Origin of the sequence: Bartonella sp. CM31XJBT (genome assembly GCF_028618555.1) — a bacterium.
Classification (GTDB): Bacteria; Pseudomonadota; Alphaproteobacteria; order Rhizobiales; family Rhizobiaceae; genus Bartonella.
Map to the genome: position 1 here is coordinate 26770 of NZ_JAQITD010000010.1, position 12115 is coordinate 38884.

The 12115-nt window shown below is 35.3% G+C and carries 8 protein-coding genes and 1 tRNA gene; 2 read left to right on the top strand and 7 right to left on the bottom strand.

The genetic code is table 11. The features are described 5' to 3' along the window. Positions 1-382 precede the first annotated feature (382 nt). Complete coding sequence (gpsA, locus tag PVV63_RS05825) at positions 383-1390, top strand: NAD(P)H-dependent glycerol-3-phosphate dehydrogenase (protein WP_273790281.1); 1008 nt, start codon at positions 383-385, stop codon at positions 1388-1390. A gap of 1938 nt (positions 1391-3328) precedes the next feature. Here gpsA and fabI read toward each other — a convergent pair. From fabI to fabA, 3 genes are read right to left on the bottom strand one after another with little or no spacing between them, the layout of a single operon-like run. Next, complete coding sequence (gene fabI / locus PVV63_RS05830) at positions 3329-4147, bottom strand: enoyl-ACP reductase FabI (protein ID WP_273790282.1); 819 nt, start codon at positions 4145-4147, stop codon at positions 3329-3331. Positions 4148-4195: 48 nt separating this feature from the next. Then, complete coding sequence (fabB, locus tag PVV63_RS05835) at positions 4196-5416, bottom strand: beta-ketoacyl-ACP synthase I (RefSeq protein ID WP_273790283.1); 1221 nt, start codon at positions 5414-5416, stop codon at positions 4196-4198. 57 nt (positions 5417-5473) lie between these two features. Next, entirely contained in the window at positions 5474-5983 is a 510-nt protein-coding gene (gene fabA, locus PVV63_RS05840; protein ID WP_273722474.1) for a 3-hydroxyacyl-[acyl-carrier-protein] dehydratase FabA, read from the bottom strand. 232 nt (positions 5984-6215) lie between these two features. Here fabA and irrA point away from each other — a divergent pair, with 232 nt between their 5' ends. Continuing rightward, complete coding sequence (gene irrA, locus PVV63_RS05845) at positions 6216-6728, top strand: iron response transcriptional regulator IrrA (protein ID WP_273790284.1); 513 nt, start codon at positions 6216-6218, stop codon at positions 6726-6728. Positions 6729-6773: 45 nt separating this feature from the next. Here the strand turns inward: irrA and PVV63_RS05850 are convergent, their stop codons facing one another. The 4 genes from PVV63_RS05850 to PVV63_RS05865 form a co-directional block, all read right to left on the bottom strand. Next, complete coding sequence (locus tag PVV63_RS05850) at positions 6774-7334, bottom strand: SH3 domain-containing protein (protein ID WP_026500127.1); 561 nt, start codon at positions 7332-7334, stop codon at positions 6774-6776. Positions 7335-8953: 1619 nt separating this feature from the next. Beyond that, entirely contained in the window at positions 8954-9187 is a 234-nt protein-coding gene (gene rpsU / locus PVV63_RS05855) for a 30S ribosomal protein S21 (RefSeq protein WP_012754552.1), read from the bottom strand. Between the two features lie 188 nt (positions 9188-9375). Next, complete coding sequence (locus PVV63_RS05860) at positions 9376-11049, bottom strand: formate--tetrahydrofolate ligase (RefSeq protein ID WP_273790285.1); 1674 nt, start codon at positions 11047-11049, stop codon at positions 9376-9378. Between the two features lie 755 nt (positions 11050-11804). After that, positions 11805-11881 (bottom strand) — tRNA-Arg (locus PVV63_RS05865). Positions 11882-12115: the final 234 nt, after the last annotated feature.

The window sequence follows — 12115 nt, forward strand, 5'->3', positions numbered from 1 at the left end:
TGGAGCTGATGCGGCATGTATCAGCTCGTAGAAGAAATTCGTAGGATATAAAGAAGGGAAAAAATACAAGATATCAGTGGATATGAGTATCATTATTTTGAATATACTTTTAATTTAAAAGAGAAAGTCCGTGGGGTATTTAGTCAAGCTTTAATTTTTGAGACAAATAGCTATTTGTAGAATATACAAAAAGTGATGTTTGTAAAATTTACTACAAAGAAAGAGAATGTGAGAAACAAGTTTTTATGTTGTGTGAGATAAAAAAACACGAAGCAGTAATGTTTTTAGATTTACAGAATTTATATTAAAGATAGCATTAAAGTTATTTGTAATAATAATATGCAATTGAAATCAAAAATTTAGAGAATAATCAGAAAACTTAATGAAAACCGTTGCAATGACAGTTATTGGTGCTGGTTCTTTTGGTACTGCATTAGCGATAGCTCTTGCCCGTAATGGTCATAATGTTTTACTTTGGGGATATAGTCCTCAACATATCAAAGAATTACAGGAACAACGTTGTAATCAAGTATATTTACCCGATATTCGATTTCCTGACAATTTATTACTTGAAGCTTCGCTTGAAACTGCAATAACGGCGAGTCACAATATATTAATCGCAGTTCCAAGCCATGTATTTCATCAAGTTTTGTGTAATATTCAGCCTTATTTAGATCAGTATTCACGTGTTATTTGGGCTACAAAAGGTTTAGAACATGGTACTGGACGTTTTTTACAAGAGGTTGCTCGTGAGATTTTAGGTGAAAAAATTCCTTTAGCTGTTTTTTCTGGACCAACTTTTGCTCAAGAACTAGCTATTGGTTGGCCTACTGCAATGACGATAGCAGCTTCTGATGTTGAGTTTGGTAAAGAATTGCAGCAACTTTTTTATTGTGACAAAAGTTTTAGAGTTTATAAAAGTTCAGATATGATTGGTGTTCAATTAGGGGGAGCAGTCAAAAATGTTATTGCTATTGGTGCAGGAATATCAGATGGCATAGGTTTTGGGGCAAATGCACGAATAGCTCTTATCACACGAGGACTAGCTGAAATCAGTCGTTTAGGGGGGGCTATGGGTGCTGAGCTTTCCACATTTATGGGAATGACAGGCTTAGGTGATCTGGTTTTGACATGTACTGATAATCAGTCACGTAATCGTCGTTTTGGAATACTTCTTGGTAAAGGAATAGATATAAAAGAAGCGGAAAAACAAATTGGTCAGGTTGTGGAAGGATACTTAAATACCAAGGAAGTACATACGTTGGCGCAGCGTATTGGGGTAGAAATGCCCATTGTAGAACAAATTTATCAAATTCTCTATTGTGGTAAAAACATAACTGAAGCGGCAAATACATTACTAAGCCGCGCCCTCAAGGACGAAATACAATGATATCCTGTTTTTTAATAATTCAAATCGTAAAAAATAGAAACATGCTATGATAGACATATAAAATAGATTTTATTGATGGTTGTATAAGGTAGTCATATTCCAGCAAATTATAGATTCATATCATTCGATTCTTTATGAAACATGGCTGAAATATGAAAGTTTTTGCTTTTATCTAAGGGCTATCTCTTTGAAGATAAATTATCGTTTCCACTTACACATGTTTATGTAATGTAATGAACAAGATATTTCTATTGTCTCTTAAATTCATCTCACAATGATATTTGCAAACAGAATAATACAAGACTCATTAGGTAGAAGCATCTTATTTATGTAACGTATAAGTTAAGAATATCGGGGCAGGGATATTATGTATCTCTGTTTTTGTAATTCTTTAAAACAAGAAGACAATCTGTTTTGGGAAGAAGATGAAATTTTAAAGATGAAAACCAGTTCCCATTTCTACAATCATTTTTAAATTCAGTTTTACGCTATCTAAAGCAATATCTTTTAAATAATGGAGATTATCTCACACCTTTATTTTCTCATTTTTTAATGAAAGCATTTCTCTGATGTGTCAGGTAAAATAGAACGCCCAAAAAAACACGATAGCTGTTGTATATTCACGCGCTTGTTTTAAAGAGACCTCTCTTAAAACTTCCAAGTCCACTTCGCGACGGTAACCGTGAATAGTGTAACGATAAAGCTATTGTGCACATCCCCATCTTTACGTTTATGAAGGAGGAAGCCGAGCATCATTACACCCCCCAATGTTGAGACAGCTCTAAGCACTTGAAGCTGTTCAGTAGAAATATTTAAGTCTTTTATTTTCTCACATGTCAATTCTGTTTTTTATATGCAAGAAATGATTTTTGGAATTATAACTTTGAAAGTCTAAGGTTGAAAAAAATATTATTGTACTTGTTTGTGGCTGTCATTTACACTGAAAAATAATGTGATTATAAAGATAAAAAATTGATTTATATAAATAATTCATTTTATTTTTGTATTGAGTTAATTAAAAATATGTGTTTGCTTGTCACAAGCGGGTTAGTATGTGGATAAAAATTATTAAAGATACTTCTAATGAATCATCTCAAGTGTCAAGGGTTGTTTCAATATTAGAACATGACAAGTAAAATGACGGTGTCGGTTTGTCATCTGTATAAACATTAAAATGGTGGTAAAAAAAGGATTTTATGTACTTCACAGGGATTTTTTATACGTTCTACAGGTACCATTGTGAAATGGAATGGCGTGCATTGAGAGATATCTTTAAAAAATGCATGAAGGAGAAACAGCTATAGTGTTTTTGGGTGTTCTATTTTACCTGACACATCAGAGAAATGCTTTCATTAAAGAACAAGAAAAATAAAGGTGTGAGGTAAAGCGTAACCTCCATTATTAAAAAAACATTGATGTACATGCTTTTAAAATCGTAAAGCCTCATTAAAGAATAATAGTAAGATTAATGATTGATTTCTTTACGCCTTCATATTCGTCCTAAATTAGATTGTATTTGCGTTTCAAGAATAAATCAAACGGTAGGAATATTTTTTTCAATTTGCTATACAAAAGCTGAAACTAAGGATTTTAATAATTCTCTAATCTCTGTTTCAAACTACGGTAGCATGAGGGCTGGATATTGATTTATAAGCAACGACAAAAGCGTATGCTTTAGTAAGGTAAATAACGTCATAAAATACACACTTTATCAACCATGGATTGAAGAAATACTCCGGCTTTTTATAAAATATTTTGCGAAACAAGGCATCGTACATCTGGTTTTGTATTGACTTATTCTTACAAACATTTGCACATATGCCTTACGTCATATTATTATAAGTCAATACACTATTATATAGCTGAGAAAGTACTCAATACCCGATTAAAGCACTATGGACATGATTTATTTTCTTTTTTAGTGCAATGAAATAAATTTTATTCTTCTTGGGAATCGTCACTTTTTTTCAGTTCTTCAAGTATTGGCATAGACATGATGTTATAGCCTGAATCAACATAATGGATTTCACCTGTAACACCTGATGATAAGTCAGAGAGTAGATAAAGAGCAGATTTTCCAATTTCATGAATATTTACGGTACGCCGTAATGGGGCATTACGGCGTTGATGTGAAAATATTGCCCGCGCAGCTGCAATACCATTACCTGCTAAAGTTCTAACAGGACCAGCGGAAATCGCATTGACACGGATATTTTGAGGACCAAAGTCCGCTGCTAAATAACGTACCATAGCTTCTAAAGCTGCTTTAGCAACACCCATGATGTTATAATTAGGCACAACTTGCTGTGAAGCACCGTAGGTAAGAGTTAAAAGTGTTCCTCCATTGGGCATAAGCTTACCCGCGCGCTGGGCAATTTCAGTAAAGGAATAAGCTGAAATAACCATCGTGCGTTGAAAGTTTTCACGTGTTGTAACATCAACGTAACGCCCTTTTAGCTGAGTTTTATCTGAAAAACCAATGGCATGGACAATAAAATCAATTGTTTTCCATTCTTTTTCAAGTTGCTCAAAGACGTAATCAATATTTTCACTTTTTTCAACGTCACACTCTAGCACTAATTTGCACCCAAGTTTATCTGCTAGGGGATGAACACGTTTTCCAAAAGCATTTCCTTGATAAGTCAACGCTAATTCCGCTCCTGCTTGTGCGAGCTGACAGGCAATGCCCCAAGCAATTGAATGGTCATTCGCAATTCCCATAATAAGGCCGCGTTTGCCCTCCATCAAACCTTTCATATTATTCTCCGTAAGACCGTACTTTTTTCAATTACTAAGAGCTTTTGTTTATACATAACGTTGGAAAACAAGCGTTGCATTGGTACCGCCAAAGCCAAAAGTATTCGACAATACGGTATTCAGTTGTTGATGATCACGTCGTTCACGAACGATTGGCATATCAGCAAAAGCTGGATCAAGTTCTTCAATATGGGCACTTTCACAAATAAAATTATGATTCATCATTAACAATGTATAGATTGCTTCGTGAACACCTGCTGCTCCCAAGGAATGTCCTGTTAGAGACTTGGTAGCAGAAATGGGGGGGCATTGATCACCTGCTCCAAAGACACGACGGATAGCTTCTATCTCAGGAGGATCACCAACAGGAGTTGCTGTCGCATGGGGATTGATATAATCAATTTTATTATTGACTGTTGCAAGAGCCATGCGCATGCACCGCTCCGCTCCCTCTCCTGATGGGGCAACCATATCATGTCCATCGGATGTCGCACCGTATCCAACGATTTCTCCGTAGATTTTTGCACCACGTGCTTTAGCAAGTTCTAAATCTTCAAGGACTAAAACGCCAGCCCCTCCAGCAATGACAAAACCATCACGATTAACATCATAAGCACGTGAAGCTTTGTGAGGAATGTCATTATATCTGCTGGACATAGCGCCCATGGCATCGAATAAAACAGATAGTGTCCAATCCAAATCTTCGCAGCCACCGGCAAAGATGCGCTTTTGTTTACCATATTGAATCATTTCGTAAGCATTACCAATACAATGATTGGAGGTAGCACAAGCTGAAGAGATTGAATAATTGATTCCCTTTATTTTAAAGAAAGTTGCTAATGTTGCAGATGCTGTAGAACTCATCGCTTTAGGGACAACAAAAGGTCCAACACGTTTTGGACCTTTTTGGCGTGTAATGTCAGCAGCTTCTACGATTGAATGTGTTGAAGCACCTCCAGAACCCATAATAATACCCGTGTGTTCGTTCGATACTTCATGCGGTTCTAGACCCGCATCAGCAATCGCCTGATCCATGGCGATGTGATTCCATGCTGTTCCACGCCCATGAAAACGTAGAGCACGTCGATCTACGAGTTCTTCTATATTAATATCGGGTTTGCCATAAACTCTACTACGAAAGCCTAATTCGGCATATTGAGGTGCGTAAGAAATTCCGGATTTTGCTTCACGTAAACTGGTTAAAACAGCTCTAGGGTTATTTCCAATCGCGGAGACAATTCCCATTCCGGTTACAACAACTCGACGCATTCATACCTCCTCGTTCCATACAGAATAGTGAAAAGTTCTTTCTGACGGAAATAACGTTCAATCTTCTTTGAATAAAGCAACGCGTAAATCATTCGCCTTATAAATAGTCTCTCCATCTGCTTTTAGCCACCCATCAGCTATTCCTAAGACTAAATTTCCACGTCGAATACGCTTAAAATCTATTTCATATTCAAGAATTTTGGTTTGTGGAGTTACCATCCCTGATAACTTTACTTCACCTGTTGATATTGCTCTTCCTTTTCCTGGTTCGCCTAGCCAACCAAGAAAAAAACCTGTTAATTGCCACATACCATCCAGTCCGAGACATCCTGGCATGACGGGATCGCCTATAAAGTGACAATTAAAGAACCACATGTCTGGTGTAATGTCAAATTCGGCGCGAACCATTCCTTTATCGTATTTACCATCAGTTTCACTAATTTGAGTGATTCGATGAATCATCAACATTGGCGGTGCTGGCAATTGCGCATTACCTCTACCAAACATTTCGCCGCGAGCGCAGCTTAGAAGCTCTTCATATGTGTAGCGAGACTTTTGTTCAGCCATTGTTACTCCATTTATTTGCATATATCTTTAATTTCTGCGCTTTTCCCAACCTACTTTTAGAGCAAATTTTAAAGAGAGGGAAATGATTTTATATCATTTTTAATGACAAAAGCCTTTTTTTATGTATTCTACATAGGTAATTATTTAAAAATGGAATACAAGATTACACCATACTATTCCCATTTTTTTGTATTTTGATCTTATTTAGCAGGAATGTATTTGGGTTTGTAATATGTCAGTGAGTGCAGACAATTTAGATATGAATGAAGAGCAACAGTGCACAAAAGAGTGTGGAAAAATGGTGCAATATTATTCCATTTCTATGTTAGAAAAACGTTTGCGTCAAAATGGTCTGCGTCCAACACGTCAGCGGTTGGAACTTGCACATATGATTTTTTCTCAAGGAAATCGTCATATTACTGCTGAAGAGCTCTATGAGGAAGCGGTGAGGGCAGGTGTACCTGTATCTTTAGCAACGGTTTATAATACGCTTCATCAATTTACGGAAGCGGGATTATTACGGATTATTGCCGTAGAAGGCTCAAAAACTTGGTTTGATACCAATACCTCTGATCACTACCATTTTTATATAGAAGGTGAAAATCGTATTCTTGATATTCCTTACAATTTGGAAGAATCTCCCATTATTAGAAATTTGCCTAAGCCACCAGAAGGTATGGAAATTTCACATGTTGATTTAATCGTGCGATTGAAACCAAAAAATCGATCTTGTGATAGGCAGTGAGGATATTCAATAAGGAATAAAATTAAACTTATTGAGTTTGAGTATTCACCAGCCTTTTACTTTTTCATCAGGATAGATTCCCCATAACTGTGGTTGTTGAAGCCATCCGCGCGTATTATTAATATTTAGTTCGCACCATTGTCCATCACATTGGCGGATATTACCAATGACATTAGGTTCTACTTCTGCCACAAGTTCTGCGTTGTCGGTGGGGTTTTTTCGTAGCATCAGTCTTTTAGTTTTATCTTTTTGCCATGGAATAGTTATAGCAGTTCGCTTTCCCGATAAAAGTGATTGATACACCCATCCCTCATCGCCTTCGGCATCACGAATTTTGCGCCATTGATCATATTCTTGAATGATTTCAATAGGTAATCCCTTCTTTTTGTAGGTAAAAATGATAGAATAGTTGCTTCCTGGTCCGACGCGTACATTAACGCTGGTGGGTTTAATCGAAGCAAATCGCGGAAGTGGTAAACCACTGGGCCCTAAATTTTGATTAAATGTTTGTGCATGCAACAAATGAGGTGAACCTAATACAATGACTGTTGCTATTAAGATACATGATGCGAGTATTGAAACGCGAAACCAACGAGAATTTTGCACACCGAACTCCTTTATTTCATCATATATTGGAAATTTAAAATCTGAAAGATAAGACTGGAAACTGATAAAAAGTATGACACACTGCTCGTTAAAGAGATCTAAACGATGAGAAAATTGCTACAAAAATATCAAAATAAGGAAAACAAAAGCTTATATTTCTTAGTGCGTATCTTTTTTATGAGGGGATAGATATAAATAAACATTGGATTTTTATGTAGCTGTACGCGTGATAAAACAGTAAAGTATTACTGGAGCCTTAGCAGTTTTTGTACAGGAAATTAGGGCTAAAGTATTGCATCTCTTTTCTGAGTTTGTTTCTCGAAGTAAAAGTGCATGTATGCATACTATGAACAAAGAGCTGTTCAGAAAGGGATTATTGTGTGGCTTGAAAAGAAGTTTTGAATGAACAAAATAATACGATAAATAAAACATTTAAGCGTAAAAATATGAGCGACATTATAGAGTAGATTGATATATGAAGGGCTAATTTAAACAGGACACTTTTTCGTGATAATTCATTTATAAAATTTGCTACACTCTAATCTTATGCCATGATAATGCTTATCCGTATGGTAGATAAGCTGGCTCCATCGTTCTATTTACCAGCTTTCAATGTTATGCAGTTCCTATTATTTATGGTGTTCATAAGAAGCATTTTTGTTTTTTCTTAAATAGCTTTTATTCTATTTGCATACGAATCCCGCTTATGATGTACAAGAAGATAATCTTGATTGATTCAATATGAGAAGGCATTGAGAAACTGTACGTTATTCAGAATTATTAATTAATATGAAAAACAATTACTTATAATAACAAACCACTGCGTTAAAAACTTTAACTCGTTATTTAAATTGTAAAAATATTTCCATCAACAATGGTAATAAAAGGCACATTCATCCATCTTAAAATACAGTGTTTTCTCTGTTTATTGTCAAATTTCTTTTTCTCTAACTCAGTATAGACGAAAGTTGAAAGAAATAGAAGGGCTTATTCGATACAATTATGAGGGTAATTACATAAGTGATGAATAGAAGAAATTTATCAAGAAAAAAGAATTTATAGTTCAGTGGTTGAAATTCGTCATCCTTTAGAGAGACAGAATCAAGAGATATAAAAAGTTATGGAATTATATCGTTTCGTTACATAACTGAAGGGAAAGAGGATTATGAATTTGATATTATATTTTACACACAATCGCATATTGCGATAGTTATTTTTGTTTTGTAATCAGATCTAGGATGATCGAAAGATGTAGAATATTTAATGACAAAAAAGAAGTTCATCATGAAATTTGTACATAAGAAGCAGTGATGTAAGAGATATCCAGAAGGAGAAAATTATAGTGAAAAGTGATAATAAAACACCTCACACTCAATTCACATAGGAAAAAGTCGCTTAAATATCTAAAGTGTAGTTTGTTATCTATTTTTAAAATATAAGAGTGAAATAAAAACCACCTTTATGATAGAAATCTTATTATTTTCAAATAACTAACATATTAGATAACATTGTACACAAAAACCTACACACAAGCAATTTATTGCAATCGCCTATGAAGAAAAATTTTCTAGTAGCTTATTACCTATTGGTTATGCAGTTATATAATATCATAAAGTATATTACTTTACCGCAACAGTTCGTCCGTTACTAACAAAACCTTCTCTTTGTGCACGCTTACGAGCAAGCTTACGTGTACGACGAATAGCTTCAGCTTTTTCACGAGCACGCTTCTCAGATGGCTTCTCATAATAACTACGCATTTTCATTTCACGGAAGATACCTTCACGCTGCATCTTTTTTTTCAACGCACGGAGCGCTTGGTCAACATTATTATCACGAACGAGTACTTGCACTATCTATCCTGCTTTTTTCAGTGTCATAAATGATAGGAAAAAACCTACGTCCTTTTAAAGGCATATCCAAAAGGACAAGCACTTATATCATATAAATAAGACATTTGTCTATATCGCTTTTTAAAATTCTATTTTTTTTTACAATAAAACGCTTTTTATAATGAATGATAGAATTTACGGTTATAAATTTATGAAAGTCCTTGTATTTGATCATTTTCGTCAAGATGAATTTTTTCAGCCGCGGGATAATGGGGTAGTCCCGGCATGGTCATAACATCTCCACAAATGACAACAATAAAACCGGCTCCCGCACAGAGACGAACTTCTCGTATGGGAATTTCAAAATCAACAGGAGCGCCGTATTGCTTGGGATCAGAAGAAAAAGAATAAGGTGTTTTTGCCATACAAATAGGGTAGACGCCAAACCCCTCTTTTTCCCAAGATTCAAGTTGTTTGAGAATAGGGGCTGAGATGATGGCGCCACGTCCACCGTATAGCTTTGTTATAATACAATTAATTTTTTGAACGAGTGGAATATCATCTTGATAGAGAACTTTAAAATCAGAATCGTGCTTTTCAATCAAGGTAACGAGCTCTTGTGCAAGTTCTATAGCGCCTTTTCCACCTTGTTCCCAATGCTTACAGATAATAGCTTTGTGTCCAGTTGTTGCAACTATTTTTTGTAATGTTTTTATTTCAGCATCGCTATCGCTGTCAAAATGATTGATAGCCACAACACAAGGAATACCGTAGTGCTTCATATTTTTTATGTGTCGTAAAAGATTGGCAGCTCCTTTTTCTAAAGCGGTAATATTTTCTTCTGTCAGGTTATTTTTATCCAGACCACCGTTCATTTTTAATGCACGAATAGTTGCGACGATCACTGTAGCATTTGGTACAATACCTGCTTGCCTACATTTGATATTGAAGAACTTTTCTGCTCCAAGATCTGCTCCAAACCCTGCTTCTGTGACAACATAATCCGCAAGTTTTAAAGCAGTTTTTGTTGCTATAACTGAATTGCAACCATGAGCAATGTTGGCAAAAGGTCCTCCATGAACGAGAACAGGATTATTTTCAATTGTCTGTACGAGATTGGGTTGTATAGCATCTTTGAGAAGAACTGCCATTGCACCTTCCGCATTGAGATCAGCAACTGTGATGGGCGTTTTATCATAACGATAAGCAACAATAATTTTTTTGAGTCTTTGTGTAAGGTTTTCTAAATTTTCAGAGAGACAAAGAAGCGCCATAATTTCTGATGCAACAGTAATATCAAAACCTGTTTGACGTGGAAAACCATTTGTTATGCCCCCCAATGAAATGACAATATCGCGCAATGCACGGTCATTCATATCAAGAACGCGTTTCCAAACAATGCGACGTGGATCAATGTTTAGAGTATTTCCCCAATAAAGATGATTATCTATCATTGCGGCAAGAAGATTATGAGCAGCTGTAATAGCATGAAAATCACCGGTAAAATGTAAATTAAGGTCATCCATTGGAATGACTTGCGCATAACCACCACCAGCAGCACCACCTTTTACACCAAAACAGGGACCTAAAGACGGTTCTCTCAAGGTAGCTATTGTTTTTTTACCAATAAGATTAAGAGCATCACTTAGTCCAACTGTTGTTGTTGTTTTGCCTTCTCCGGCAGGTGTGGGATTGATAGCTGTGACAAGGATAAGTTTACCGTCTGGATTTTTATTAAGCGATTTTATGTATTCAGAAGAAATTTTAGCTTTATCATGGCCATAGGGAATGAGATTTTCATGTGAGATACCAATTTTTTGTGCAATTTCAACAATATGTTGCTTTTTAGCAGTGCGAGCAATTTCAATATCAGTTTTAGGCATGGAAAAATTCTTTAAACTTATCTTTTATTAATATTCGAGATCTGTACCCCATGGGTTAATTAGAAAAATTCATAGAGAACAGAAAATATTAAGATATCATAGAAGTCGATGATATGCCATGCAAGAGATAATGCTAAAGAAGCACAAGAAGAGTTTTATTGTTTTTTAGGAAAAAGAATCACTTTGCTTTTAAGCAGTAAAAATACGTTTAATTCAATTAAAAATATTGCAGAAAGAAGCTGTGGTTTGCAACAAAATGCTGATGATATTAATGGATACCATAAGTGTTTTATAGTGGTACGTTTGAGAAGTAGTTTATTTATTCTTTCCAATAACACACTGAAAAAGTTTTACATGGTGGTAACCCGGAATTTGTGGCGGCACATTTGAAGTCCCTCTTAAGATGGGACTGCTAGGAATAAAATATCCAGAAACATCCAGTTATGGAACAGTTAGAAATAAGCACGTAAAAAATTACCTAACTGATTAGAGAGTATAATCCGGAAGAGACCAAAAACAAGCGCATAGATTGAAAAAAGAAAATAACAATACACGCTACTCATGCAATCGCTACGATTATTAGCTAATAAAAGCCCTTAGGGCTGAATTGAAGGACTCATAACATCTTATTCTAGCAAAATGGCTAAAGAAACGACTCACAACAGAATGAAATAACAAAATACAAAGATAGATAAAAACAAATCACAAAATAAAGAATTTAAAAAGTCTGACTTTATAAGTAAGATATTGATAGATGGCGCACCCGAAGAGATTCGAACTCCTGACCCCCAGATTCGTAGTCTGGTGCTCTATCCAGCTGAGCTACGGGTGCATATATTTCAATTTTTTACATTGTCTAAGACAAAGGGTTCCTAATCGTTTCATTAAAGAAATGCAAGTGAAACTTGGATAGTAATAAAAAAATCTCTCTTTTTTATGAGATATTTTAAAAATATTATGGCTTCAGTTGGTTTTGATATGAACATTTTTTTGTTGTGACCATACAAAGCAATATGAACGATAGTTAACTTGACGTTTTTATAGATGAAAGATAATCAAGCAGAGA